The organism is Bradyrhizobium sp. CIR18, from assembly GCF_014198295.1.
Classification (GTDB): domain Bacteria; phylum Pseudomonadota; class Alphaproteobacteria; order Rhizobiales; family Xanthobacteraceae; genus Bradyrhizobium.
The window spans coordinates 75,839-102,383 of sequence record NZ_JACIHF010000019.1 but is presented as its reverse complement, the minus strand read 5'-3'; the positions used below and the strand labels follow the sequence as shown (position 1 = coordinate 102,383).

24 protein-coding genes are annotated in these 26,545 nt (G+C 65.0%); 14 read left to right on the top strand and 10 right to left on the bottom strand.

The features are described 5' to 3' along the window. Positions 1-140: 140 nt before the first annotated feature. The 3 genes from GGD65_RS35700 to GGD65_RS35690 all read left to right on the top strand — a co-directional run bounded on the left by GGD65_RS35700 (position 141) and on the right by GGD65_RS35690 (position 1,922). Positions 141-1,169, top strand: coding sequence for a peptidoglycan -binding protein (locus tag GGD65_RS35700; protein ID WP_026202059.1), 1,029 nt, complete (start codon positions 141-143; stop codon positions 1,167-1,169). Next, the gene (locus tag GGD65_RS35695; protein WP_018318717.1) at positions 1,169-1,615 is read left to right on the top strand and encodes a GNAT family N-acetyltransferase; all 447 of its coding nucleotides are present in this window, start codon (positions 1,169-1,171) and stop codon (positions 1,613-1,615) included. Before GGD65_RS35700 ends, GGD65_RS35695 begins: the two co-directional genes overlap by 1 nt. Before the next feature lie 88 nt (positions 1,616-1,703). Continuing rightward, positions 1,704-1,922: a hypothetical protein gene (locus tag GGD65_RS35690; RefSeq protein WP_183238250.1), complete on the top strand. Its 219-nt coding sequence runs from the start codon at positions 1,704-1,706 to the stop codon at positions 1,920-1,922. A 93-nt stretch (positions 1,923-2,015) separates the two neighbouring features. Here GGD65_RS35690 and GGD65_RS35685 read toward each other — a convergent pair whose 3' ends face one another. Then, positions 2,016-3,866, bottom strand: a complete 1,851-nt coding sequence (locus GGD65_RS35685) for an ABC transporter ATP-binding protein/permease (protein WP_183238249.1) — start codon at positions 3,864-3,866, stop codon at positions 2,016-2,018. Between the two features lie 197 nt (positions 3,867-4,063). Here GGD65_RS35685 and rpmE point away from each other — a divergent pair, with 197 nt between their 5' ends. After that, the gene (gene rpmE / locus GGD65_RS35680) at positions 4,064-4,291 is read left to right on the top strand and encodes a 50S ribosomal protein L31 (protein ID WP_007599895.1); all 228 of its coding nucleotides are present in this window, start codon (positions 4,064-4,066) and stop codon (positions 4,289-4,291) included. A 223-nt stretch (positions 4,292-4,514) separates the two neighbouring features. On the opposite strand, the gene GGD65_RS35675 is transcribed toward rpmE, so the two are convergent. Further along, positions 4,515-5,024: a DUF1465 family protein gene (locus GGD65_RS35675; RefSeq protein WP_183238248.1), complete on the bottom strand. Its 510-nt coding sequence runs from the start codon at positions 5,022-5,024 to the stop codon at positions 4,515-4,517. A 574-nt stretch (positions 5,025-5,598) separates the two neighbouring features. Further along, complete coding sequence (locus tag GGD65_RS35670; RefSeq protein ID WP_018318721.1) at positions 5,599-5,790, bottom strand: DUF1192 domain-containing protein; 192 nt, start codon at positions 5,788-5,790, stop codon at positions 5,599-5,601. Positions 5,791-5,899: 109 nt separating this feature from the next. Between GGD65_RS35670 and GGD65_RS35665 the strand changes: the two genes are divergently transcribed. Further along, positions 5,900-6,898, top strand: a complete 999-nt coding sequence (locus GGD65_RS35665; RefSeq protein ID WP_018318722.1) for an NAD(P)H-quinone oxidoreductase — start codon at positions 5,900-5,902, stop codon at positions 6,896-6,898. Positions 6,899-7,037: 139 nt separating this feature from the next. Then, entirely contained in the window at positions 7,038-9,914 is a 2,877-nt protein-coding gene (locus GGD65_RS35660; RefSeq protein ID WP_018318723.1) for an EAL domain-containing protein, read from the top strand. Between the two features lie 340 nt (positions 9,915-10,254). On the opposite strand, the gene GGD65_RS35655 is transcribed toward GGD65_RS35660, so the two are convergent. Then, positions 10,255-10,518, bottom strand: a complete 264-nt coding sequence (locus tag GGD65_RS35655) for a hypothetical protein (RefSeq protein ID WP_183238247.1) — start codon at positions 10,516-10,518, stop codon at positions 10,255-10,257. A gap of 156 nt (positions 10,519-10,674) precedes the next feature. Here GGD65_RS35655 and GGD65_RS35650 point away from each other — a divergent pair, with 156 nt between their 5' ends. Beyond that, positions 10,675-12,171: a diguanylate cyclase gene (locus GGD65_RS35650; RefSeq protein ID WP_179738127.1), complete on the top strand. Its 1,497-nt coding sequence runs from the start codon at positions 10,675-10,677 to the stop codon at positions 12,169-12,171. Between the two features lie 194 nt (positions 12,172-12,365). Here GGD65_RS35650 and galU read toward each other — a convergent pair whose 3' ends face one another. Next, complete coding sequence (galU, locus tag GGD65_RS35645) at positions 12,366-13,241, bottom strand: UTP--glucose-1-phosphate uridylyltransferase GalU (protein ID WP_018318726.1); 876 nt, start codon at positions 13,239-13,241, stop codon at positions 12,366-12,368. 219 nt (positions 13,242-13,460) lie between these two features. Here galU and GGD65_RS35640 point away from each other — a divergent pair, with 219 nt between their 5' ends. Both GGD65_RS35640 and GGD65_RS35635 read left to right on the top strand, forming a co-directional pair. After that, complete coding sequence (locus tag GGD65_RS35640; RefSeq protein WP_183238246.1) at positions 13,461-14,846, top strand: lytic murein transglycosylase; 1,386 nt, start codon at positions 13,461-13,463, stop codon at positions 14,844-14,846. 171 nt (positions 14,847-15,017) lie between these two features. Beyond that, entirely contained in the window at positions 15,018-16,733 is a 1,716-nt protein-coding gene (locus GGD65_RS35635; RefSeq protein ID WP_183238245.1) for an SGNH family hydrolase, read from the top strand. Positions 16,734-16,922: 189 nt separating this feature from the next. Here the strand turns inward: GGD65_RS35635 and GGD65_RS35630 are convergent, their stop codons facing one another. Both GGD65_RS35630 and GGD65_RS35625 read right to left on the bottom strand, forming a co-directional pair. After that, complete coding sequence (locus GGD65_RS35630; protein ID WP_018318729.1) at positions 16,923-17,294, bottom strand: CsbD family protein; 372 nt, start codon at positions 17,292-17,294, stop codon at positions 16,923-16,925. 131 nt (positions 17,295-17,425) lie between these two features. Further along, complete coding sequence (locus GGD65_RS35625; RefSeq protein ID WP_183238244.1) at positions 17,426-18,163, bottom strand: SDR family NAD(P)-dependent oxidoreductase; 738 nt, start codon at positions 18,161-18,163, stop codon at positions 17,426-17,428. 97 nt (positions 18,164-18,260) lie between these two features. On the opposite strand from GGD65_RS35625, the gene GGD65_RS35620 reads away from it, so the two are divergent. Then, on the top strand, positions 18,261-19,040 hold the full coding sequence (locus tag GGD65_RS35620) for an SDR family NAD(P)-dependent oxidoreductase (RefSeq protein ID WP_183238243.1): 780 nt from the start codon (positions 18,261-18,263) through the stop codon (positions 19,038-19,040). Positions 19,041-19,137: 97 nt separating this feature from the next. After that, positions 19,138-20,025, top strand: coding sequence for a TauD/TfdA family dioxygenase (locus GGD65_RS35615; protein ID WP_018318732.1), 888 nt, complete (start codon positions 19,138-19,140; stop codon positions 20,023-20,025). 218 nt (positions 20,026-20,243) lie between these two features. On the opposite strand, the gene GGD65_RS35610 is transcribed toward GGD65_RS35615, so the two are convergent. Next, complete coding sequence (locus tag GGD65_RS35610) at positions 20,244-20,888, bottom strand: YqgE/AlgH family protein (protein ID WP_018318733.1); 645 nt, start codon at positions 20,886-20,888, stop codon at positions 20,244-20,246. 142 nt (positions 20,889-21,030) lie between these two features. Between GGD65_RS35610 and GGD65_RS35605 the strand changes: the two genes are divergently transcribed. The 3 genes from GGD65_RS35605 to GGD65_RS35595 all read left to right on the top strand — a co-directional run bounded on the left by GGD65_RS35605 (position 21,031) and on the right by GGD65_RS35595 (position 24,389). After that, positions 21,031-21,870, top strand: a complete 840-nt coding sequence (locus tag GGD65_RS35605) for a protein-disulfide reductase DsbD domain-containing protein (RefSeq protein WP_092254447.1) — start codon at positions 21,031-21,033, stop codon at positions 21,868-21,870. A gap of 127 nt (positions 21,871-21,997) precedes the next feature. Next, positions 21,998-23,365: a flippase gene (locus GGD65_RS35600; RefSeq protein ID WP_409362780.1), complete on the top strand. Its 1,368-nt coding sequence runs from the start codon at positions 21,998-22,000 to the stop codon at positions 23,363-23,365. Between the two features lie 199 nt (positions 23,366-23,564). Continuing rightward, positions 23,565-24,389 carry a sulfite exporter TauE/SafE family protein gene (locus tag GGD65_RS35595; protein WP_018318736.1) on the top strand — a complete coding sequence of 275 codons (825 nt, stop codon included), beginning with the start codon at positions 23,565-23,567 and terminating at the stop codon, positions 24,387-24,389. Between the two features lie 138 nt (positions 24,390-24,527). Here GGD65_RS35595 and GGD65_RS35590 read toward each other — a convergent pair whose 3' ends face one another. Together GGD65_RS35590 and GGD65_RS35585 are read right to left on the bottom strand one after the other, a co-directional pair. Then, positions 24,528-25,316: a 3-hydroxybutyrate dehydrogenase gene (locus GGD65_RS35590; RefSeq protein ID WP_183238242.1), complete on the bottom strand. Its 789-nt coding sequence runs from the start codon at positions 25,314-25,316 to the stop codon at positions 24,528-24,530. 2 nt (positions 25,317-25,318) lie between these two features. Continuing rightward, entirely contained in the window at positions 25,319-26,494 is a 1,176-nt protein-coding gene (locus GGD65_RS35585) for a patatin-like phospholipase family protein (RefSeq protein WP_183238241.1), read from the bottom strand. Positions 26,495-26,545: the final 51 nt, after the last annotated feature.

The window sequence follows — 26,545 nt, the reverse complement described above, 5'->3', positions numbered from 1 at the left end:
CTCGTGCCCCGGACGCGACGCAGCATGAAATGATGCGTCGCTGAGCCGGGGCCCAGCGTCAGGGACAATATGGTCCCGGCTCTGCGAAGCAGCGTTGCACGCTGCATCGCGTCCGGGACACGAAAGTGGAGACGGACAACATGGCTCTAGCGCGCGGCCGCCGCAGCGAAGGCGCCTTCAACTACTGGCCCGGCTTCGTCGACGCGCTGTCGACGCTGGTGCTGTCGATCGTGTTCCTGCTGTCGGTGTTCCTGGTGGTGCAGTTCTTCCTGTCGCAGGAGGTCACCGGCAAGGACAAGGCGCTGGAGCTGCTCAACGCCAAGATCGCCCAGCTCAACGAGCTGTTGTCGCTGGAGAAGCTCGGCAAGCTCACGCTCGACGACCAGGTTTCGCAATTGAAGGCCGGTCTCGCCTCGGCCGAGACCGAGCGCGACCGCATCAAGGGCCTCTATGATGGCCTCGCTGCCGCCGGCAGCGATGCGCAAGGCAAGACCTCCGAGCTCGGCAAGGCGCTGGATTCGGAGAAGGCGGTCTCGGCGCGGGCACTGGCCCAGATCGAGGTGCTGAACCAGCAGATCAGCGCGCTCCGGCGGCAATTGGCGGCGCTGGAAGAGGCGCTCGACGCGAGCGAGAAGCGCGACAAGGAATCGCAGAACCGGATTGCCGATCTGGGCTCGCGCCTCAACGTGGCGCTGGCGCAGCGCGTGCAGGAATTGTCGCGCTACCGCTCGGAATTCTTCGGCCGCCTGCGCGCCATCCTCGGCAACCGGCCCGACATCCGCATCGTCGGCGACCGCTTCGTGTTCCAGTCCGAAGTGTTCTTCGACACTGGACAGGCGGTGCTTCTGCCCGAGGGCCGCGCCGAGCTCGACACCTTGGCGGCCGCGCTAATCGAGCTCGACAAGAAGATCCCGAGCGACATCCCCTGGGTGCTGCGCGTCGACGGCCACACCGATGTGCGTCCGGTCAACGGTCCGAACTTCAAGTCGAACTGGGATCTGTCCGCGGCACGTTCGATCTCGGTGGTGCAATATCTGGTCTCGCTCGGCGTACCCGCCCAGCGCCTCGTCGCGGCCGGCTTCGGCGAATTCCAGCCGCTCGATCCCGGCAACACGGAAGAGGCCTACAAGCGCAATCGCCGCATCGAGCTGAAGCTGACGGAGCGGTAGTGAGCGCGATCCACCTCCGCCCCTACGCGGCCTCCGACGAAGCCGCCGCGATCGATCTCTGGCATCGCACCTGGCAGCAGGCCTATCCGCAGATCGACTTCGCGGCACGGCTCGAATGGTGGCGCGAGCGCTGGCTGAGGGATCTGGTGCCGAAGGCGTCCATTGTCGTCGCCGAGCAGAATGGTGCCCTCACCGGCTTCGTCACCATCGACGGCGACGGCTATCTCGACCAGCTCGTGGTCGACCCTGATCACTGGGGCTCGGACGCAGCCCGGCTGCTGGTCGAAGAGGCCAAGCGCCTGTCGCCATCAGGCATCACGCTGCTCGTCAACAAGGACAATTCCCGCGCCATCCGCTTCTACGAGCGCAACGGCTTTGCTCATGCCGGCGACGATGTGAACCCGACCTCGGGCCGGCCGGTGCTGAAGATGGCCTGGCGGGCGTAATTCTGGCGGGCGTGAGGCCTGTCACGCAGGGATCCTGCGAGGTCGGTTATTCGTTGTGTCAGCGATGACAAGCGAATGGAGGCGATCGATGCGGCTGCGCGATCTTGCCAAGGGTTCCTCGGTGTTTCTGGGCGTCATCGTCGCCGGATATTTATCGACGACCTATGTCGACCAGCGTTTTGCCGAGCCGCCCAAGGTCTCCGAACGGACAGAGTCGGCATCAGCCTCGGCCTGCGTCGGGGAGGACGGCAGCTGGAAGAATTGGCCGTGGCCAAACGTGCCTGCGCTGTCGCCGAAGTGCCGGTAAACCCGCCGGCCCAAGACAAAACGTCGAAAACAACCCCATGCACAGTAAACGGCGCAAGCAAAGTCAATAGCTTACGAACCGGCCCTGAGGGCCTCAAGCCCCCTCGAACTGCAACCTCGCCAGCCGCGCATAGAGCCCGTTCGCGGCCACGAGCTCGGCATGCGTGCCCTGCTCGACGATCTTGCCCTGGTCCATCACCAGGATGCGGTCGCAGGACAGCACGGTGGCGAGGCGGTGCGCGATCACCAGCGTGGTGCGGTGGCGCATCAGCTCTTCCAGCGCGGTCTGCACCAGCGTTTCGCTTTCGGCATCCAGCGCGGAGGTGGCTTCATCGAGCAGCAGCAGCGGCGCATCGCGCAGGATGGCGCGTGCGATTGCGATGCGCTGGCGCTGGCCGCCGGACAGCGTCACACCGCGCTCGCCGAGCGGGGTGTCGAAACCTTCGGGCAGGCGGCGGATGAATTCGGCGGCATGCGCGAGCTCGGCGGCGCGCTCGACCTCGGCGTCGGTTGCATCGGGCCGGCCGAAGCGGATGTTCTCGCGGGCGCTGGCGGCGAACACGTTCGATTCCTGCGGCACCAGTGCGATGCGCGCGCGGAAATCGCGGGGATCTGCGGACTTGACCGCCACGCCGTCGAGCGAGATCACGCCGCTGCGTGGATCGTAGAAGCGCAGCAACAGGTGAAAGATGGTGCTCTTGCCGGCGCCGGACGGACCGACGATCGCGACCTTCTCGCCGGGGCGCACCGTGAATGACACGGCATCGAGCACATTGACGTCGCGCCGCACCGGATAGGCGAAGCTGACCCGGTCGAAGCCGACCTCGCCGCGTGCCGGCACCGGCAGCGCGCGGGGAGACGCGGGGGCCTTGATGTCGGGCTGCACATGCAGGATCTCGAACAGCCGTTCGGCCGCGCCTGATGCCGCCGAGACCTCGCCCCAGACCTCGCTGAGCTGGCCGAGGCCGGCTGCGGCGAACACCGCATAAAGCACGAACTGACCGAGCCGGCCCGGCGAAATCGCGCCGGTGAGCACGTCATGCGAGCCGATCCAGAGGATCGCGACCACGCTTGCGAACACGATGAAGATGATGATGGCGGTGAGCACGGCGCGCGCCTGGGTCGAGGTGCGCGCGGCCTCATAGGCCTGCTCGACCTCGCCGCCGAAGCGCTTCTCGGCGAATTGCTCGCTGGTGTAAGCCTGCACGGTGCGGATCGCGCCGACCAGCTCGCCCGCATAAGCCGAGGCGTCGGCAAGCGTGTCCTGCGCATTGCGCGACAGACGCCGCACCCAGCGCCCGAAGGCGACCAGCGGCAGCACGATCAAGGGAATGGCCAGCAGCACGAAGCCCGACAGCTTCGGGCTCGTGATCACCATCATCGCCGCGGCGCCCAGAAACATCATCAAATTGCGCAGCGCGATCGACACCGAGGCGCCGACGGCCGATTTGAGCTGGGTGGTGTCGGCGGTGAGCCGCGAGATCAATTCGCCGCTGCGAGCGGAATCGAAGAAGGCGGGAGACAGCGAGAGCAGATGGGCGAAGACGTCGCGCCTGAGATCGGCGACGATGCGCTCGCCGATCGTCATCACGAGGTAGTAGCGCGCGGCGCTGGCGAGCGCGAGCACGCCGACCACCGCGAGCATCACCGAGAAGTAGCTGTTGATCAGCTCGATGCCCTCGGGCGTCAGGCCGAAATCGATCATCCGGCGCACCGCGACCGGCACCAGCAGCGTGGTCAGGGCCGCGACCGTGAGTGCGACGAAGGCCAGCGCCGCGCGGCCGCGATAGCGGCTGACATAGGGCGCCAGCGCGAGCAGCGGCCGCAGCTTGGCGCGACCCTTGGCCGGCTCTTCGATCAGCTCGGCCTCGATCGACGGGGTGTCCGCGGCATTCATTCCGGGCCGATCGACATACTGGTCATCAAGCCGTTCCACTGCGCTCATGAGATCCAACCCATTGCATTCGTTTGCTCCCAATAGGCCGGTGCAAGGGTAGTGGCAAATCCGGGAAGTCCCTTAGGGGCAAACCCGGTTCACCGCCCCGGAGTGGCTTGTTTTAGCGGGTTTCGTGAGGTATAGAGCCGCCCAAATCCGTCATTCGATAGCCACCCAAGAAGGCGCCGGGGCGCCGAGGAATTGCCATGAAAGCCGAAATTCACCCGAACTATCATACGATTAAGGTCGTGATGACCGACGGAACCGAGTACCTGACCCGCTCGACCTGGGGCAAGGAAGGTGACACGCTGAACCTCGACATCGACCCGAAGTCGCACCCGGCCTGGACCGGCGGCAATGCCCAGCTGATGGATCGCGGCGGCCGCGTCTCGCGCTTCCAGAAGAAGTTTTCGGGCTTTCTCAAAAAGGATTGATCCGGCCCGCAATGGCTGGAGACGAAAAACGCCCCTGGGAAGACCAGGGGCGTTTTTGTCTTTGGGGGTCTCGCGCCGCTGCCAGACCCGTCATCCTGAGGTGCGAGTGGCGCGATGCAACGCATCGCGCCGGGAGCCTCGAAGGATGAACGGCCACAGCCGGGCCGTCGCCCTTCGAGGCCCGCTACGCGGGCACCTCAGGGTGACGGTCAGAGATTGAGTCTTACCGCTCGAACGCCGCCTTCAGCGCGTTGAGGTGCGGCACCAGCGGATTGCCGATCGCGATGTGTTCAGCCGGCGGGGTGTGGATGGTGGTGTCGAGGCGGCGGACGCGGGTCTGCAGGCTCATCGAGCGATGGATCAGGTCCTGGAGCTGCGAGGGCAGCTTCTCGATGGTGTCGGTGGGGCCGGGATCGGCAGCGCTGAGCTTGACCTTGGTCTTCTCCCGATTGGCCTGGCTCAACGTCATCTCGCCTTCCTTCACCGCGCGGTGCAGCAGCAGCCACGAGGCGAGCTGCATCAGGCGGGTGGTGAGACGCATGCTCTCGGTCGCGTAGGTGAGGCTGACGGGACGGTCGAGCGCCTTGGCCTCGGTGCGGCCGGCGCCGTCGAGATAGGCGGCGGTCTCTTCGACGAGGTCCATGCCCTCGCGGAACAGGACGCCGAACGCCGCAGAATTGGTGAACCGCTCGCTGAGTTGAACGAGAGCGCCGTCGGCCTGCAAACGTTCCATGGTTAACGCCTCTTACGCAACTGTTTGACTGCCCGGCTTTGGCGCCGGCTTATGATGAACAAATCATTGCGCGGGCGGGACGCGGAGTCCAGTGACAAGCACGGTTATGGTTTCCGCGGGTCATTCCTCGGAATGCAACTGGGCGGAGACTCTTGTTTTGATGCGGATTCTTGACGCGAAGCGGTAGCCACGCCACTCGAGACGCTGTGCGCAAAAAAAGAGCCGCCGGAGACCGGCGGCTTTGAAAGTTGATAACAGGGAGGCGTCAAACAGAGTGGACAGGAGCCACTCGGTGTCCAAACGAGGACAGTTCCAGTCATAAACCCGAAAGCTTAATCGACCGTAAACGAGCGAATTTTTTGAGGGTTCGTTAGCCATGTCGGCCAGTGACCGAGCGGGGGTGGAACAAACTCTGCCCGCCGTTCTGACGTCTTGGGGTTATGGATTCCGGGCTCGGCGCTGCGCGCCGTCCCGGAATGGACGCGAAGGTGCGGCTGCGCGAGACGTGGGTCCCGGCTCTGCGGAGCGTCACTGCGTGCCGCACCGCGTCCGGGACACGAGAGGCGTGAAAATCCTACGACTTGAAAAAGCTGTTCGCCGCATCGCGTGAGGCGCGCTTCTTCGTAGCGGCTTCTTCCAGCCTTGCGATCTCGGTCTTGAGCAGCGTGACGCGCTCGGTCAGTTCCTCGACCGACAAGAGCGAGAGGTCCTGCCCGATTTCATGGCTGATCTTCTTGCGCGGGCGGTCGTCGTCTTCCGTCGCCATCCTCGTTCCTCCAAAGTTCGCGCACACAATGCTGAGGCGGTTGCCAGCTTGGATCACGCTGGCTAAGCAAGGGCCTCGTTCATCCCGCACCTTCACCCAAGGACACATCATGGACAAGCTGCCCGCGCAAATGACCGTGGTCGCCATATCCAAGCCCGGCGGACCGGAAGTGCTGGTGCCGGAACAACGCAGCATTCCGCAGCCCGGTCCCGACGAGATCCTGGTCAAGGTGATGGCCGCCGGCGTCAACCGGCCCGACGTTGCGCAGCGCTCGGGAGCCTATCCGCCGCCGCCCGGCGCCAGCGACCTGCCCGGTCTCGAGATCGCGGGCGAAGTGGTTGCCGTCGGCAGCAATGCCAAGCGGCACAAGATCGGCGACAAGGTGATGTCGCTGGTCGCCGGCGGTGGCTATGCGCAGTACTGCATCGCCCAGGACGCCCAGGCGATGAGCGTGCCGCCCGCGCTGTCCATGAAGGAAGCCGGCGCGCTGCCGGAAACCCTGATGACGGTCTGGCACAACGTGTTCGAGCGCGGTGGCCTGAAGGCAGGAGAGACGCTGCTGATCCATGGCGGCTCCTCCGGCATCGGCACCATGGCGATCCAGCTGGCGAAAGCGTTCGGTGCGAAAGTGTTCGTCACCGTCGGATCGCAGGACAAGATCGACGCCTGCCTCAAGTTAGGCGCCGACCGCGCCATCAATTACAAGACCGAGGACTTCGTCGCCGTCGTCAAGGAAGCGACCAACAAGGAAGGCGTCAACCTGATCCTCGACATGGTCGCCGGCGAATATGTCGACCGCAATTATGATGCCGCCGCGGTCGACGGCCGCATCGTGCAGATTGCGACGCTGAATGGCCCCAAGGTCAGCGTCAACATCGCCAAGGTGATGGTCAAGCGCCTCACCCACACCGGCTCGACCCTGCGCCCCCGTAGTAATGCGGACAAGGCGGCGATGGTGGCCGCAATCGAGCAGAAAGTGATGCCACTTTTGCGCGAAGGCCGCGTCAAACCGCTGATGGACAGCACTTTCCCGCTGGAAAAGGCAGCCGATGCGCACCGGCGCATGGAAACGAGCGCACATATTGGCAAAATTGTGTTGGAGGTCTAGGCCAACGGCCCACGGGAGACGCCGGAAACCCTTTGATTTTCCTCGCTTTCGTGGCATCTATCGCGACGCACCGAACCACTTCCGTTCGGTTTGAAATCGTCTTCACTGAAGAGTTTGCGTCGAACGCGGAGAACTGGCCTTGCGTCTGATCAGGTGCCTCGCGCCCATCGCGCTGGGCCTCATGATTCTTGTCGCCGCGTATCCCGCGCGCGCGCTCGACGCCGTCAGCGTCCGCAGTGACGCGCCCGCGATCGACCTCACCGGCGTGCTCGAGCATCAGCGCAGCGATGCCGACCGCATCCAGGTCTCCACCGCGCCCGGCACCGACGGCATCGTCCGCCGCATCGAAGTGCGCGCCCGCGAGGGCGGACAGAACTGGGTGGTGTTCGCGCTCGCCAACAACACCGACGACCAGCTCGACCGCCTGATCGTCGCGCCGCATTACCGTATCGTTTCCTCGGGGCTGTTGTGGCCCGACCTCGGCCTGTCGCGCATTGCGACCATCACGCCCTCCACCGGCGACCGGCCGGAGCGACAGGAAAGCCCGACCGCCGACGTCTTCCGCGTCACGCTCGACCCCGGCGCCGTCATCACCTTCGTCGCGGAGCTGCGCACCGACAAGCTGCCGCAGCTCTATCTGTGGGAGCCGGAAGCCTACAAGGACAAGGTCAACTCGTTCACGCTGTACCAGGGCATCGTGATCGGCATCTCGGGCCTGCTGGCGCTGGTGCTGACCATTCTGTTCGTGGTGAAGGGCAGCATCATGTTCCCGGCCGCCGCGGCGCTGGCCTGGGCGGTGCTGGTCTATATCGGCGTCGATTTCGGCTTCTGGGGCAAGGTGCTCGACATGTCGAACAACGCCGAGCGCATCTGGCGCGCGGCGGGTGAAGCGATCCTGGCGGCCACGCTCTTGGTGTTTCTGTTCGCCTATCTCAATCTCAGCCGTTGGCACGTGCGCTATTCGCACATCACGGTGGGCTGGCTCGCGTTCCTGGGCTCGCTGGTGGCGCTGGCCCTGTTCGACCCCGCGGTGGCCTCCGGCATCGCGCGCATTTCGCTGGTGCTGATCGCCTTCGCGGGCTTCGCGCTGATTGTCTATCTCTCCACCCACGGCTTCGACCGCGCGGTGCTTTTGATCCCGACCTGGTTCCTGCTGGTGGTCTGGGTGGTCGCGGCTGGCATGACGGTCGCGGGTTCCGTGACCAACGACATCGTCGGCCCGGCCCTGCTCGGCGGCCTCGTGCTGATCGTGATGCTGATCGGCTTCACGGTGATGCAGCACGCCTTTGCCGGCGGCGGCGCCACCACCGGCGTCGTCTCCGACATCGAGCGCCGCGCCCTGGCGCTGGCCGGCTCCGGCGATCTGATCTGGGACTGGGACGTTTCCGCCGACAAGGTTTTTACGAGCCCCGAGACCGAAGCCCTGCTCGGCCTCAAGCGCGGCACGCTCGAAGGCCCGGCCGCCTCGTGGCTCGAGGTGCTGCACCCGCTGGACCAGGACCGTTTCCGCGCCGCGCTCGACAGCGTGCTCGACCAGCGCCGCGGCCGCCTGGTGCAGGATTTCCGCCTGCGCACCCCCGACGGCCATTTCATGTGGTTCGCGCTGAAGGCACGCCCGGTGGTCGGCTCGGACGGCGAGGTCTCGCGCGTGGTCGGCACGCTCACCGACGTCACCGAGCTACGCAACGCCGAGGAACGCCTGTTGCACGATTCCGTGCATGACAACCTCACCGGCCTGCCCAATCGAAAACTGTTCATGGACCGGCTGGGCGCGGTCGCGCATTTCGCCAAGACCATGCCGACGCTGCGCCCGACGCTGATGGTGATCGACCTCGACCGCTTCAAGCAGGTCAACGATTCCGTCGGCATCGCGGTCGGCGATTCCATCCTGCTCACCCTCGCCCGCCGCCTCACCCGCATCCTGAAGCCGCAGGACACGCTGGCGCGGCTTGCCGGCGACCAGTTCGGCCTGATCCTGCTCTCGGAGCAGGACCCCGCCCGCATCACCGCCTTCGCCGAGACCATCCGCAAGACCATCCGCGCGCCGATCGCCTTCAACGACCGCGAGATTTTTCTCACGGCGTCGATCGGTCTCGCGCTTTCTGATCCGCAGGTTCAGCTCACGGACGAGATCATCAAGGACGCCGAGCTTGCGATGTATCACTCCAAGCGCATCGGCGGCGACCGCATCGACGTCTACAAGCCCGCGATGCGCGCGCGGAAGACCGATCGCCTGACGCTGGAGAGCGAGTTGCGCCGCGCCATCGAGCGGCAGGAGCTCACGATCCTGTACCAGCCGATCGTGCGGCTGGAGGATCGTTCGGTCGCCGGCTTCGAAGCGCTGGTGCGCTGGGATCACCCGAAGCTCGGCCGCATGGCGCCCTCGGAATTCATCACCATCGCCGAAGAGACCGGCCTGATCGTCGACCTCGGCATGTTCGTGCTGGACCAGACCGCCAAGCAGCTCTCGATCTGGCAGCGCGCGATGCGCTCGCGCGAGCCGATCTTCGCCTCGGTCAACGTCTCCTCGCGGCAGTTGCTGCGCCACGATCTGATCCACGACATCCGCACCGTGCTGTCGCGCTCCTCGGTGGCGCGCGGCACGCTCAAGCTGGAATTGACGGAATCGCTGGTGATGGAGAATCCGGAGCACGCAGCGCAGATGCTGACGCGGATCCGCGAGCTCGGCACCGGGCTCTCGCTCGACGATTTCGGCACCGGTCATTCGTCACTGGCCTATCTCCAGCGCTTCCCGTTCGACACCATCAAGATCGACCAGTCCTTCGTGCGCACCACCAACCGCGGCACACGGCCGGTGATCCTGAAGTCGATCATCGCGCTTGCGCACGACCTCGGCATGGACGTTGTGGCCGAAGGCGCCGAGACCGATTCCGACGCGGTCGAGCTCTACCAGATGGGCTGCGAATACGCGCAAGGCTTTGCCTTCGGCGAGCCGATGGACGCGGACGCCGCGATGCGGCTGCTGACCGAAGTGCGGCTCGAAGCGGCGAGCTAGGCTTCTCTTTTCCCTTCTCCCCTTGTGGGAGAAGGTGGCGCGAAGCGCCGGATGAGGGGTCTCTCTCCTCTCGAGACCTTGGAGAGAGACCCCTCACCCAAGCGAGCCTGTGTCTACTGGCGTCGCTGCCCTCTCCCACAAGGGGCGAGGGCACATCAATGTGCGTCTCGCTCGTCGCGAATGCGAAGCAAGTGTCGTAGGGTGGGCAAAGGCGCACTTGCGCCGTGCCCACCATCCATCCAGCACTGCGACAGAAGTCGTGGGCACGCTTCGCTTTGCCCACCCTACGATACTGTTGGATATGGAGAGACCTTCACCCACCTGACCGGGTGCTGCGCCGCTACCGCCGCCCGTCCTTCTTCATCTTCGTGAACCGCACGCTCTGGCCGTCCGGCATCCGCACCGCCTTGAACCCGGCAGCAAGACAGGCTTCGCGTTGCGGCATCTGGATGTCGGGGCTGCGCAGGCTGTCCCACCATGAGGCACGATTGGCGGCGCGCGGCAGGGCCGCGCCGATGATCTCTTCGATCTGTTCGAAGCTCAGGATGAATTCGGCCTGCTTCTGCCGCAGCAGATAGTCGCGCAACGCGTCGTAGTCGTTCACATCCGTCCTCTTGTCCGAAACCGGGTCTGCTCGCAGGAGATCTGCCCAAAACCGTGAGCGGCGTAAACCGATTCTTAACTCACTACGGCAGCGCTGTTCCACCTTAAACACTACTCAAGATTTCGGGCGCATCCACTAAGGGATCGGGAGCAAACGATGCTGTCTGGATGGCGCGAAGTCATGGCCCGCCGGCCGTGGCAGATTTCGGCGAAGCTGCTGATCATCTCGTCCGTGGTGACGGTGATCGGCTTTTCCGCCATTTGCGTCAACGTCATGCTCGACATGCGCCGGGGCGAGGAGGCGCTCGCCCGCCAGACGCTGGAGAACCTCGCGACCACCATCCAGTCCGACGTCAGCCGCAACGTCGAGATCTACGACCTGTCGCTGAAGGCGGTCGCCAGCAACATGCTGCTGCCCGAGCTCGCGACCGTGTCGAAGCCGATCCGTCACCTGATCCTGTTCGATCATGCGACGACGGCGAGGCATTTCGGCGCCATCCAGGTGTTCGACGCCGAGGGCAGGCTTGCCATCGACGCGTCCACCCTCGATCCCCTCCCCGAGAACCGGAGCGAGGAGGAGTATTTCAGGGTTCATCGCGACAATCCCGAGGCCGGGCTCTTCATCAGCCGCCCGATGCTATTCCGCGGCGCCTACGCAATCGTGCTGAGCCGTCGCATCAGCGATACCGATGGCGGTTTCCTCGGCGTCGTCGCCGGCTCGATCCGCTTCAGCTATTTCCACGAATTGTTCGAGCGACTGAACCTCGATCCCGAAGACACCATCACCGTGCTCAGGCGCGACCGCACCATCATGATGCGTCGGCCGTTCGATCTCGACATCATCGGTACGAACCTGAACGACCGGCGGGCCTGGAAGCCCGACAATCTCCCGATCGGCGCCTCCTATTCGGGAAAGGGCCCGGTCGATCCGACGCCGCGGCTCTATGTCCGCAGCGCCGACAACGGGCCGCTGTTCGTGGTGGCGGGCAAGCCGCTGGCCGCGGTCTTCGCGCTCTGGCAGAAGGAGGCGTTTCGCATCGGCGCCGTGGTGCTGGCGCTTGCGTTGTTCGTGCTGGGATCGACGCTGGTGCTCGCGCGCGAGATCGGCCGGCGCGCCGAGGCCGAGCGCAAGCTGGAGGAGATGGCGACGACGGACGCGCTCACCGGCCTGAAGAACCGCCGCAAGTTCGATACCGTCATCGACGTCGAATGGCGGCGCGCGATGCGGCAGAAGGCGCCGGTCGCGCTCTTGATGATCGATGCCGATCACTTCAAGGCCTACAATGACACGTTCGGCCACCAGGCGGGCGACCAGGTGCTGGTCGGCATCGCCATCTGCATTTCCGATTCGGTGAGCCGCGCGGGCGACTGTGCCGCCCGCTATGGCGGCGAGGAGTTCGCGGTGCTGCTGCCGAATACTTCAGCCATCGACGCCTTCAAGGTCGCCGAGGCGATCCGCACCAAGGTGCAGGGCTGGTCCGACGAGCAGGTGACCTTGACGGTGTCCTGCGGCGTCGCCAGCCTCGTTCCCACCGCCGGGATGGACTGGCCGGTCCTGGTCGCCGCCGCCGACAAGGCGCTCTATGCGGCGAAGGCGGGCGGACGCAATCAGTCGGTGGTTGCGAGCTTGCCGAAGCTGTCGCTGGTGGCGTGAGGGGTTCGCTCGTCGTCATTGCGAGCGAAGCAATCCACCACACCATTGGTGTCGTCCCTGCGAACGCAGGGACCCATAACCACAGGAAGTTGTTTGGCGAAGACTCGTCGTTCGGTACTGCTACCGAACACGACCGATGGATCACGCGGTATGGGTCCCCGCGTTCGCGGGGACGACGGCGGAGCTTGTGGCGACTACTGCCCCAGATACTTCTTCATCTCCGCGATCAGCCCGTCACGCAGCTCCGGGCGCTTCAGGCCGTAGGCGATGTTGGCGCGGAGGAAGCCGGGCTTGGAGCCGCAATCATGGCGCTCGCCCTCGAACTCGACGCCGTAGAATTTCTGCGATTTGGCGAGCCCGATCATGGCGTCGGTGAGCTGGATCTCGCCGCCGGCGCCGCGCTCCTGCGTCTCGAGGATCTTGAAGATCTCAGGCTGCAGGATGTAGCGGCCGGTGATCGAGAGATTGGAGGGCGCGGTGCCCTTGGCCGGCTTCTCGACCATGCCGTCGACCTCGAACATCTTGCCGCTGCGCTTGCCGACGCCGCAGATGCCGTATTGATGGGTGAGATGGTCGGGCACCGCCTCGACCGCGACCAGGTTGGATTTCTCGCCGAGCGTGGACGCCGTCTCGATCATCTGCTTGAGGCAACCGGGCGAGTTGAGCACGAGCTCGTCGGGCAGCACGACGGCGAACGGCTCGTTGCCGACGATGTCGCGCGCGCACCAGACCGCGTGGCCGAGGCCGAGCGGCGCCTGCTGGCGGGTGAAGCTGACGGCGCCGGCTTCGGGCTGGTTCTGCGCCAAAATCTCCTGCTCGGCCTTCTTGCCGCGCTGGCTGAGCGTCGCGTCGAGCTCGAACATCCGGTCGAAGTGATCTTCGATGACGTTCTTGTTGCGGCCGGTGACGAAGATGAAGTGCTCGATGCCGGCCTCCCTCGCCTCGTCATAGACGTACTGGATCAGCGGCTTGTCGACGATGGTCAGCATTTCCTTCGGCATCGCCTTGGTGGCGGGCAGGACACGGGTGCCGAGGCCGGCGACGGGGAATACGGCTTTGCGAATTTTCATGTGATTGTTCGAATACCTGGGGGCACATGGGAACGAGGCTGGGAACGGAGCAATGGCATCTTGCTAGCCTGTTTGCAGCCGCCAACAAAGGCGGATGTGGGGCCTCATCCGCGCAGAGTTAAGAAAAAGGCCGTCACCAAAATTTCACCTTTGTTAAGCTATTGGCAACCGTAACCGGGCCTCCTGATGGCAGATTCTTGGAAGGCCGATGGGTGGGATATGACGCGATTGGTGGCTAGGCAGGCAAGACGGGCGGGATCCGTGACCGGCGCGGCGATGATCGCGGCCGTCCTGCTGCTGCCCGTCAGCGCACACGCCCAGGCGCAGAACGGCCTGTCCAATCTGTTCGGCGGCATCTTCTCCGGCCCCAATGCTGCGCCCTCGCAAGCCCCGCCGGGACCCGGCGGCGCCTTGCCCTGGAGCGGCGAGGACGGGGCTTCCGGCCATCCGCTGATGACGGCCGCGGCGATCCGCGAGGCCGCCGGCAATTTCAGCAATTGCGTTGCCGCGATGTGGCCCGATGCCGCACGGCGCAACATCACCCAGGAAAACTTCCAGCGCTTCACGGCCGGGCTCTCACCCGATCTGCGCATCATGGACCTGATGGACTCGCAGCCGGAGTTCACAAAATCGATCTGGGACTATCTCGACATCCTGGTGAACGACAACCGCCTCGCCAAGGGCCGCGAGATCCTCGCCAAATACAAGGCGCAGTTCGACGCCACCGAAAAGGCCACTGGCGTCGACCGCTACATCATCGCCTCGATCTGGGGCATCGAGTCCAATTACTCGACGCAGATGGGCGATCGCAGCGTGCTGCAATCGACCGCGACGCTCGCCTGCATCGGCCGGCGCCAGGCCTATTTCAAGGACGAGTTCCTCTCCGCGCTGGAGATCCTCAACCGCGGCGACCTCAGGCCGGAGCAGATGCGCGGCTCCTGGGCCGGCGCGTTCGGCCCGACCCAGTTCATGCCGACTGCATTCAAGCGCTTTGCCGTCGACGGCGATGGCGACGGCAGACGCGACGTCGTCGACAATCCGACCGACCTGATTGCATCGACCGCCAACAACCTCAAGAAAGACGGCTGGCAGGCCGGCCAGACCTGGGGCTTCGAGGTCGTGGTGCCGCAAGGGTTCAACTACATGCTGGCCGACCGCGCCAAGGCGATGACGATCGCGCAATGGGAGAAGCTCGGGCTGAAGCGGGCGACGGGCCAGCCGTTCCCGCATCCGGCGGAGAAGGCCTATCTGCTGGCGCCGGCCGGCGCGCAGGGGCCCGGCTTCCTGATGCTGCAGAACTACCGGGTCATCATGAAGTACAACCCGGCCGAGGCCTATGCGCTGGCGATCGGTCATTTCGCCGACCGCCTACGCGGAGGGCAGCCCTTCGTGCAGCCCTGGCCGCGGCAGGAACGCGAGCTATCCCGCACCGAGCGGCTGGAGCTGCAGCAACTGCTGGCCCAGCGCGGCTTCTACAAGGGCACCCCGGACGGCCAGTTCGGCGGCCAGACCCGGGAAGCCCTGCGCAACTTCCAGGCCTCGATCGGAGTGCCCGCGGACGGTTTTGCCTCCTCCGACGCACTGGAACGGCTGCGCGGACGGTAAAATCGCGCCGAAAGTAACCCTGAACTGGGATTTTGGCAGGCAGCCTTGACGCAGGCGGCTGTTCCCCGGTGTATGAGCCCAAGAATCTGCAACGGAATTTGCCCGTTTGGCGCCCGATTCCGTTATTATATTGAGCTACCTCCGATCCCCATTGCGCTGGCCCGAGATCGCATGTCGAAGCCGAAGTCCCTGTTCAAGGCGCTGACCGAGACCGGCCCGCTGATCGCGCTGGGGACGGCGCTTGCGATTCTGGTCTCGGTCGCCGGGCCTGCCTCTGCGCAGTTCTTCAACTTCCCGGGCTTCGGCGGCCCGCCGCAGCGTTCGGCTCCGCCGCCACAACGGGGCGGCGGCGGAGGCGGCGGCTGGTTCGGCGGCGACTTCTTCGCGCCGTTCCAGCAGCAACAGCCGCAGGCGCCGCGCCAGGATTTTTCGCGCGCGCCGGCGCCAGCCAAGCGCGACACCATCCCTGAGAAGAACGTGCTGGTGATCGGCGACGCCATGGCCGACTGGCTCGCCTATGGCCTGGAAGACGCCTACACCGAGCAGCCCGACATGGGCGTGATCCGCAAGCACAAGACCACGTCCGGCCTGATCAAGTACCAGCCGCGCGGCGAGCCTGCGGATTGGACGACTGCTGCAAGGGGCATCCTCGAGACCGAGAAGCCCGACGTGATCGTCGTCATGCTGGGCCTCAACGACCGCAGCGCGATCCGCGAGCCCGTCGCCGAAAAGACGGACAAGGCCGCCGCAGACAAGGACAAGAAGAACGACAAGGGCGCGCGCGCCAAACAGCCAGCGAAGCCGGGGGACGCCAAGCCCGGCAACGACACCGCCGCCAAGCCCGACGACAAGCCTGCCGATGCCGATCTGCCGCAGGACGACGCCGACAACGCCGACGCGCCGGCGGCGGCGCCCGAAAAGACGGCCCGCAATCCGAACGGCCTCTACGAATTCCGTGACGACCGCTGGGTCGAGCTCTACGGCAAGAAGATCGAGGAGCTCGCCAGCGTCCTCAAGGCCAAGGGCGTGCCGGTGCTGTGGGTCGGCCTTCCCGCCATCCGCGGGCAGAAGGGCACGGCGGACATGCTGTTCCTGGATTCGCTCTATCGCGAAGGCGCGGCCAAGGCCGGCATTACCTATGTCGACGTCTGGGACGGGTTTGTCGACGAGGCCGGCCGCTTCCTCCAGAAGGGTCCTGACTTCGAAGGCCAGATCCGTCAGCTCCGCAGCTCTGACGGCGTCTTCTTCACAAAGCCCGGCGCGCGCAAGCTCGCGCATTATGTCGAGCGCGAAATCACGCGTCTGCTGGCAGGACGCTCCGGCCCGATCGCACTGCCGAGCGAGCCGGCGACGCCCGACACCAGCGCCGAGCCCGGCAAGCCCGCACCGCGGCCGCTGGCGGGGCCGATCGTGCCGCTGGTTGCAGCCTCGATCTCGACCGATCAGTTGCTGGGCGGCCCGGGCTCGCGTCCCGCCGCCGTCGATGCGCTGGCTGCGAAGACAATGGTGAAGGGCGAGCCGCTGGCGGCTCCGGCCGGCCGCGCCGACGATTATGCCTGGCCGCGCCGCGAAGTCGGCCGCGAGCAGGCCAAGGGCGATACGCCGATGGCCGCAACAACGCCTGAGGGCGGCGTCACCAATCCCACCGCGCCGGGAGCCGCCGCCGCGATCGCCCCGCCGAAACTTGCGCCGAAGAAGCCGCCGGTCCCACCGCAGCAACCGGCACAGGCTACGCCCTCATTCCGCGATTTCTTCGGCTTCGGCTCTCCGCAGCCACCGCCGCCGCGTCAACTGACGCCGGCGCCCGGGCCGCGCAATCCGAATCCCAATCCCGTGGTCCCGCGTCCGCCGGGTAACGTCGGCCGCTCGGCCGAGATGTTCCGGTAAGGTAAGGTCTCGTGTCGCGGATGCGACGCGGCGCCTCTTGGTGAGGAGGCGCAGAGCCGGGACCCAATTCGTGCGGCATTCACAAAAGATGGGCCCCGGCTTAGCGATGCAGCGTTTCCGGACGATGCTACGCATCGCCTAGGCTGCATCGCGTCCGGGGCACGAGTGATAGGCGTTCGGCGACTAGCCTTAATAGCGCCAGCGCGACGGCGGCGGACGGCGTGCGGGACGCGACATCAGAAGCGCGAGCGCGAAACCGATGCCGCCGGCGACCAGCAGCGCGCCGAGCGGATTGTCCTGCACCTTCTTCGACAATGCTTGCGTGCCATCGCGAAGAGTTTCGCCGCTGTTGTCGTAGGCGTCCTTGGCGTAGTCAGCCGCAGTCTCGCCGGCCTCGCGCACGGCATCCTTGGCCTGGCCGTAGAGATTCTGCACCGTGCCCGCGGCTTCCCGCGCCTTGCCCGACGCCTGCGTCTTCGCATCGCCTGCCATGTCTCCGATCGCGCCTTCCGCGCGTCCGGCATATTCCTTGGCCGATCCAACAATCCGATCCGTGTCCATGATGATCCTCCTCGGTGGTCAGCCGAAGTAACCGATCAGGCGCGGCCCAGTTCCAAGTGTTTGCGAAAGTGTAGCTCCTACGAAAGTGTGTAGCCCGGATGGAGCGCAGCGTAATCCGGGCTACGGGCCAGCTAAAGGATGAGCCCGCCATCGACGACCAGCGTCTGTCCGACGATATAGGACGACAGCGGCGAGGCCAGGAACAGGGCTGCGCCCGCCATGTCGGCCGGCGTGCCCAGGCGCCGCAATGGAATGCGTGACAATGCACCTTCGAGCCGCTTGGGATTGTCGGTCGTCACCTTCGTCATCTTGGTGTCGACGAGCCCCGGCGCGATACCGTTGACGCGGATGCCGTCCTCGGCCCAGGCCTCGCCCAGTGTCCGCGTCAATCCGACCGCACCGGTCTTCGAGGCGTTATAGGCGGGATTGCCCATGGTGGAATGATAGGCCGCGGTCGAGGACACCATGATCAGCGACCCCTTCGAATCCCGCAACATGGAATGAAATCGCGTGGCACAGGCCATCAGGCTCATCAAATTGACCTCGACCACCTTGCGGAAACCGCTCATCTCGAACTCGCTGCGGCGATAGAGCACCGCGCCTTGCGCCAGCACGAGCACGTCGAGCCGATCGAAGGACGGCTTGAACGCTTCGATCGCAGTGGGGTTGCTGACGTCGAGCTGCGCGTAAGACAGGCCCGTGAGATCAGAACCTTCCTCGATCGAATAATCCTTTGGCTGCGCACGCGTGCCGCAGACCGCGACATGCGCGCCCCTCGTGCGAAACGCTTGCGCGATGCCGTTGCCGATACCGCTGGAACCACCGACCACCAGCACCTGCCTGCCTGAGAAATCGAGCTCGTTCGCCATCGCGGCCTCCCCTTTTGTCTTGCTTGTTTGACCTGTCTGCGGATCGATGCCAGCCTTGTCAATCATAACAAGAACAAGCAGGGCGCGAGGAAACAGCATGTCCGAGTTCAAACGGCTCAGCCGGTCCGTGAAGGGCCTGACCGTTCTCGTCACCGGCGCGGCCAGCGGCATGGGACGCGCCACCGCGCAATTGTTCGCCGCGGAGGGCGCGAACGTTGCCGTCACCGACTATGACGAGCAAGGCGCGCTCGCCGTCGCGGAGCAGATCGCGGCGAGCGGCGGTTCGGCAAAAGCCTGGAAGCTCGACGTTGCCGATGGCACCGAGATCAGGCGCGTGGTGAATGATGTCGCGGCACATTTCGGCGGGCTCGATATCGTCGTCAACAATGCCGGCATCTCCGTACGCGTCGCGATCGACGACGAGGCCTATGAGGACGCCTGGGCCAGGGGCATCGCCGTGATGCTGACGGCGCATCCGCGCATCATCCGCGCCGCACTGCCTTACCTGCGCAAATCGAAGAGCCCGCGCATCGTCAACATCGCCTCGACCGAGGCGCTCGGCGCCACCGCATTGCACAGCCCCTATTCGGCAGCGAAGGGCGGCGTGGCGAGCCTCACGCGCTCGCTCGCCGTCGAGCTCGGCCGCGAGGGCATCACCGTCAATTGCATCTGCCCGGGCCCGATCCGCACTGGGATCACCGACCGCATCTCGGAGGAGCACAAGACGATCTATGCCAAGCGTCGCACCGCGCTTGGCCGCTACGGCGACCCTGAAGAGGTCGCGCATATGACGCTGAGCCTGTGCCTGCCGGCGGCATCCTTCCTCACCGGCGCGGTGATCCCGGTCGACGGCGGGTTGATGGCACGGAATGCGTGAGAGCCATGCGCGCCGAGCGTTGACAACGGCGAGTGCGGGAGTAGCTTTTTCGCCGACAGAGCGGGACCAACCGCTCGCACATGCGGGAGAGAACGCCATGACGATCGCCATCCGGCAGCTTCAGAAGCACTTTGCCGGCGAGGTTTCCGGCCTCGATTTGCGAAAGCCCCTCACCGAGGTCGAGGCGCGCGAGGTCGAGGCCGCCATGGACAAATACGCCGTGCTGGTTTTCCACGACCAGGACATCACCGACGAGCAGCAGATGGCTTTTGCGCTGAACTTTGGTCAGCGTGAGGATGCGCGTGGTGGCAACATTACCAAGGCCAGCGAACACCGCCTCAACTCGGGCTTGAACGATGTTTCGAATCTCGGCAAGGACGGCAAGCCGCTGCCGAAGGACAGCCGCGCCAATCTGTTCAACCTCGGCAATTGCCTGTGGCACTCCGACAGCTCGTTCCGGCCTATCCCTGCAAAGTTCTCGCTGTTGTCGGCGCGCGTGGTGAACCCCAAGGGCGGCAACACCGAATTCGCCGACATGCGCGCCGCCTATGATGCGCTCGACGACGACACCAAGGCGGAGATCGACGATCTCGTCTGCGAGCACTCGCTGATGTATTCGCGGGGATCGCTCGGCTTCACCGAATACACGGACGAGGAGAAGGAGATGTTCAAGCCGGTGCTGCAAAGGCTGGTGCGGACGCATCCCGTGCATCACCGCAAGTCGCTGTATCTGTCATCCCATGCCGGCAAGATCGTTGGCATGAGCGTGCCGGAGGGACGCCTCCTGCTGCGCGATCTCAACGAGCACGCCACGCAGCCCGAATTCGTCTACGTCCACAAATGGAAGCTGCATGACCTCGTGATGTGGGACAACCGCCAGACCATGCACCGCGTCCGCCGCTACGACCAGTCGCAGCCTCGCGACATGCGCCGCGCGACGGTGGCGGGGACGGAGCCCACGGTGCAGCAGCAGGCGGCGGAGTAGCGCGGCAATCTCCGCTGTCGTCCCGGACGAGCGAAGCGAAAATCCGGGACCCAGCCACAAAACGTGGTTTGGCGAAGACTCGGAGTGACCGGCCTGCCTTAAACATCACCCTGGGAGTATGGGTCCCGGATCTACGCGCGCTTGAGGCGCGCTTGTCCGGGACGACAGCGGAGGATGAGGCACCACCGCGGAGTATGTCGCGGTAACGACTAAAGCACCTACGCGTGTCCCGCTTCGTTCGAGAGCATGCCGGGATCGATGCCGATCTTGCGCAGGGCGCGTCCGTACTTGTCGTCGACGTCGTCACCGAAGATCAGATCCGCATCCGCATCGCAATGCAGCCAGCCGTTGCTCTGGATCTCGGTCTCGAGCTGGCCGGGTGCCCAGCCGGCATAGCCGAGCGCGAGAATGGCGTGCTTGGGGCCGGAACCGTTGGCGATCGCGCGCAGGATGTCGACGGTCGCGGTGAGGCAGACGCCGTCGTCGATCCGCAGCGTCGCGTTCTCGATGTAGAAGTCGCTGGAATGCAGCACGAAGCCACGCCCGGTATCGACCGGACCGCCGCGCAGCACTTTCATGCTTTCGGCATTCTCGGGCAGCTTGATGTGCTCGCCCTTCTTGATGATGCCGAGTTGCTCCAAGAGCTCGGGGAAGTCGATGCTGCCGGCCGGGTGGTTCACGATGATGCCCATCGCTCCCTCCGCCGAATGGGCGCAGAGATAGATCACCGAGCGTTCGAAGCGGGAATCGCCCATCACGGGCATCGCGATCAAGAGCCGGCCGTCGAGATAACCGGCCGAATTAGGGAGCATGGGTCCCGCGCTGCGGGTGCTTTCGCCCGTCCTCTTGCCTGTGGGAGCCATCGGTTAAGCACTCCGGTTTCAATTCCTATCCTGATGTCGGGCCGGGCTGCTGTCAAATCAAGGCTTGCAGAGACGCAATTCCAGTGCATCCATCACAAGCAATTCAATGGTTTGCCTCAGGGCGACCCTGTAAAGACGTGCTATGCTCACAAGAGTTCCCCTGCGTGCGGCGATTGGCGTCGCGACAACCCTTTTTGCGTCGTCGCTGGCCATCGTAGCCCGTGCCGATGACGCTTCGCCGTGGCAGCGCGACGGACATTCCGCGGTGCGGCTATTGGCGGGATCGCGCAGCGGCGCCGTCCTGCTCGGCGGTATCGCCATCCAGCTCCAGCAGGGGTGGAAGACCTATTGGCGCTCCCCCGGCGATTCCGGCGTCCCGCCGCGGTTCGATTTTTCCAAATCCGACAATGTCGAGGCGGTGACGGTGATGTGGCCTGCGCCGCTGAAATTCGACGACGGCGCCGGCGGCCATTCGATCGGCTATCACAACCAGATCGTGCTCCCCCTGCGCATCGTCGCCAAGGCGGCCGACAAGCCCGTGACCCTGCGCGCAGAGATCAATTACGCGGTGTGCGAAAAACTCTGCATTCCGGTCGAGGCCAGTGCCGAGCTCGGCTTCAACAGCGTGGCCTCGACCGAGGATGCCAATCTGCGTGCGGCACTCGATACCGTGCCCAAGCCCGCCAATATCGGCGATCCCAATCCCCTCACCATCCGCGACGTCAAGCGCGACGGACCCAAGAATGTGGTGGTCGACGTGGTGACGCCGGACCCGCGCAACGTCAATCTGTTCGTGGAGGGTCCGACGCCCGACTGGGCGCTGCCGATTCCGGCGCCGGTCAAGGACAGCCCGGCTGGCGTGAAGCGTTTTTCGTTCGAGCTCGACGGCTTGCCGCCGGGCGCCAAGCCCGATGGCGCAGCGCTGAAGTTCACGCTGGTCGGCCCGGAGAAGTCGTACGAGTTCAATACGAATTTGGAGTGAGTGCCGGTCAGCTCGTCCGGGACGACACCGAGTATGGAACGCCACCCAACCGAATCTTAACGAATGGTTGCTAAGCCCCAGGGCCACCGCAGCAAGCCTGCGGCATGCGGAAGACCGGGGACTTTTCGTGGCCGTGATGGATGCACCACCCGCAACGACCGGACCGGCCGGGCTGATCGCGCGGCTGCGGGCCAGGCTGACGGGCGGCTCGAGCGAGGCATCGCTGACGCGGCGGCTGGCCGGCACCATCTTCATCATCCGCGTCATCAGTGCAGGCCTTGCCTATGTCTCACAGGTGCTGCTCGCACGCTGGATGGGAACGTCCGACTACGGCATCTACGTCTATGTCTGGACCTGGGTGCTGCTGCTCGGCAGCATGATGGATTTCGGCATCTCGGCCTCGGCGCAGAAGATCATTCCAGAGTATCGCGCCAGCGGCGAGCAGGCGTTGCTGCGCGGCTTTCTCTCCGGCAGCCGCTGGCTGACCTTTGCGGTGTCCACGCTGGTCTCGCTCGCCCTCGCCGGCGTCGTCAGGCTGCTGTCGCCCTGGATCGACCCGGCCGAGGAGCTGCCGCTCTATATCGGCTGCATGACGCTGCCCGCCTTCGTCGTCGCCAACACCCAGGACGGCATCGCGCGCTCGCATGACTGGATGCAGCTCGGCCTGATGCCGCAATTCATCATCCGCCAGGGGCTGATCATCGGAATTACGGCTATCGCCTTTCTGCTCGGCTATCATCTCGGCGCCGTCGCCGCGATGGTTGCGAGCGCCGGTGCAGTGTGGATCGCGATGACCGGGCAGATGGTGGTGCTGAACCGCAAGCTCGCCGGCCATGTCGCGCCCGGCCCCAAGACCTATGACATCGGCGGCTGGCTCGCCGTCTCGCTGCCGATCCTGCTGGTCGAAAGCTTCTACCTGCTCTTGTCCTATACCGACGTGCTGGTGCTGCAGCAATTTCGCCCCTCCGACGAGGTCGGCGTCTACTTCGCGGTGGTGAAGACGCTGGCGCTGGTCTCGTTCATCCACTACGCGATGTCGGCGACGACGGCGCACCGCTTCGCCGAATACAACGCAAGCGGCGACAAGACACGCCTGTCGGCCTATGTGACACATGCGATCAACTGGACGTTCTGGCCATCGCTGGCGGCGACCATCGTGCTGCTCGCGCTCGGCAAGCCGCTACTCTGGCTGTTCGGGCCGCAATTCGTGGTCGGCTACGACATCATGTTCGTCGCGGCGATCGGGCTCGTGGTGCGCTCTGCGATCGGACCGGTCGAGCGGCTGCTCAACATGCTCGGCCAGCAGAAGATCTGTGCGCTCGCTTATGCATCGGCCTTCGTGATGAACCTCATGCTCTGCGTCGCACTGGTGCCGCGCTACGGCGGCCACGGCGCCGCGGCCGCGACCTCGATCTCGCTTACCTTCGAGACGGTGCTGCTGTTCTGGATCGTGCGGCAGCGGCTGGGGCTGCACGTGCTGGCGTTTGGTAAATAGGTACTACAGAGCGCCGCCATTGCTCGCTCCCCTTGGGGAACGAGTGTTTCGCGGCGCGCCTGGGAACAACCGGAAACACCTCTCCATTTCCGACGCGCAGTACAATTTTTCTTATTCTGCCCAAGCGGTTGCGCCCCAGGGAAAGTTTATTCTACGTCGTATTGCCCAACCGACGAGATCAACCTAAGATTCTCCAGACATGATCGATCCACTCTACGTCGCCTCCGGTTTCGGCGTCGGCCTGCTCGTCGGGATGACCGGCGTGGGCGGCGGTTCCTTGATGACGCCGCTGCTGATCCTGCTGTTCGGTGTTCATCCCTCCACCGCGGTCGGCACCGATCTGCTCTATGCCGCCGCCACCAAGGCCGGCGGCAGCGTGGTGCATGGCTGGTCGCGCAGCGTGCACTGGCCCGCGGTGCTGCGGCTCGCCTGCGGCAGCATTCCGGCGAGCGCAGTGACGCTGCTGGTGCTGTGGAAGCTCGACCTCAGAAGCGATTCCGAGCGCAGCCTGGTCAATCTGGTGCTGTGCTTCGCCCTGCTGCTGACCGCGACCTCGCTGATCTTCCGCAAATCCATCATGGAGCGCTATCGCGGCCGGCTCGAGCAGGTCGACGAGCGCACCACCGCGATTGCCACCGTCGTCACCGGCATCGTGCTCGGCGTGCTGGTGTCGATTTCGTCGGTGGGCGCCGGTGCGGTCGGCGTGACCGTGCTGCTGCTGCTCTACCCTCGCCTGCCCATGGCAACCATCGTCGGCTCCGACATCGCCCATGCGGTGCCGCTGACGCTGGTCGCCGGCATCGGGCACTGGGCGCTCGGCGACGTGGATTGGGCGCTGATGGGCGTGCTGCTGATGGGCTCGCTGCCCGGCATCATCGTCGGCAGTTACAGCGCGACGCGGGTGCCCGAGACGGTGCTGCGGCTGACGCTTGCCAGCGTGCTGTTCGTGGTCGCCGGCAAGATCATGTTTGCGGAATTGAACCTGTCGTCGGCGTTCGTGACGGCGCTGGCCTGGACGCATTGAGCGGGACGCGGCCGCCTGGTTCTCAGTCTCGTAGGGTGGGCAAAGGCGCAGTTGCGCCGTGCCCACCATTCAGAGGTGGTGGGCACGCTTTCGCTTTGCCCACCCTACGGCTTCTACGGCTCCTCGTTCCGAAGACCCCTACTCCGCCGTCCAGCCGCCGTCGATCGAGAGATTGGTGCCGGTGATCTGGGCGGCATCATCGCCGCACAGGAACAGCGCCAGTGCCGCGACCTGCTCGGACGTCACGAACTCCTTGGTCGGCTGCGCATCGAGCAGGACGTCGTTGATGACCTGCTCGCGCGTGAGATTGCGTGCCTTCATCGTGTCGGGGATCTGCCGCTCCACCAGCGGGGTCCAGACGTAGCCGGGGCTGATGCAGTTGCAGGTGATCTTGTGGGTCGCGACCTCCAGCGCCACGGTCTTGGTGAGACCGGCGATGCCGTGCTTGGCCGAGACGTAGGCCGACTTGAAGGGCGAGGCGACCAGGGAATGCGCGGAGGCCGTGTTGATGATGCGGCCCCAGCCCTTCTTCTTCATGCCTGGCACCGCTGCGCGGATGGCATGAAAGGCCGAGGACAGGTTGATGGCGATGATCTGGTCCCACTTCTCGAGCGGGAACTCCTCGATCGGCGAGACGAACTGAATGCCGGCATTGTTGACGAGGATGTTGACAGAACCAAAAGTCTTCTCGCCGAGTGCGATCATGCCGGCGATCTCGGCCGGCTTGGTCATGTCGGCGGGCGAATAGATCGCCTTCACCTTGAAGTCCTGTTCGATCTTGGCGCGCTCCTTCTCGATATCCTCCGGGGAGCCGAAGCCGTTGATGACGACATTGGCGCCGGCGGCGGCGAAGGCACGTGCGTAGGCGAGCCCGATGCCGCTGGTGGATCCGGTCACGACGGCATTCTTGCCTGACAGACTACCCATAATCATTCGCTCCTTTTTGGCGGGGGTGCGGTGACGTCCCCCGTGAGATCGTAGGTCACCATGGTCTCGCCGGACTGCGGCCGCTCGAGCCAGTCCTTGTGGCGCATCGACAGATGCACGTCGCGCACGCCGGCCTCCCAATGCTCGACCATGGCGACGTGCGAGAAGTCGTAATCCTTGGACGAGGATTCGTAGTTCTTGCTGCGGTAGATCAGATGCACCACCGTGACCGTGCTCTCGCGCGACACCTTCGCCAGGAATTCGACGGACGGGTCGTTCTTCAGATAATCCGGCAATTTTCCGATCAGGTCGCGCACGGCCCTGCGGGCGTTGTGGATCTGCTTGTTCTTGTCGGTGTTCATCCGCGTGCGGCTGGAATAGCGGATGTCCTTCTCGCGCTCGGCGGCCTCCAGCAGCGAGGTCGGCAGATCGCCGCGCGCGGAAAACAGGTCGACCTGGAAGATCAGCATGTCGCGATCGACCTCGGCATCGAGCACGTAGTCGAGCGGCGTGTTGGAGGCGATGCCGCCGTCCCAATAATGCTCGCCCTCGATCATCACGGAGGGAAAGCCGGGCGGCAGCGCACCGGAGGCCATGATGTGCTCGGGGCCGATGGTCTTGCCGAGCTTCCTGAACTGGTAATTGTCGAAATATTTGAAGTTGCCGGAGGTGACGCCGACCGCGCCGACCGACAGGCGCGTCTTCAAATCGTTGATGCGGTCGAAATCGACCAGACGCTCCAGCGTCTTTTTCAGCGGCGCGGTGTCGTAATAGCTCTCGGCCTGCGGGCTGCCGGGCGGCCAGAGCGGCGCCGGTGGAATCCGCGGCGTGAAGAAGCCGGGCACGCCGAAGGTCGCAATCAGCGCGGCACTGGTCGAATTGAACAGCTCGCGGCTGTGGTCGCTCTTGCCGATCGGTTTCCACGGCACCGGCGCGGAGACCATCTCCCAGAATTCCTTGAGCCGCTTGACGCGCGTCGGGCCCTCGTTGCCGGCGATGATGGCGGCGTTGACCGCACCGATCGAGATGCCGGCGACCCATTCCGGCTCGAAACCGTGGCCGCACAGCGCCTGATAGGCGCCGGCCTGGTAGGAGCCAAGCGCGCCGCCGCCCTGAAGGACAAGGACGCGCTGCGCATTCGCGGGGATGCTGGCGGATTCCGGGCTACGATCTGTCATGCAGGAACAATAGCAAAAGGCGAGCCACCGTGGCGACCCTCTGCCGCGGCG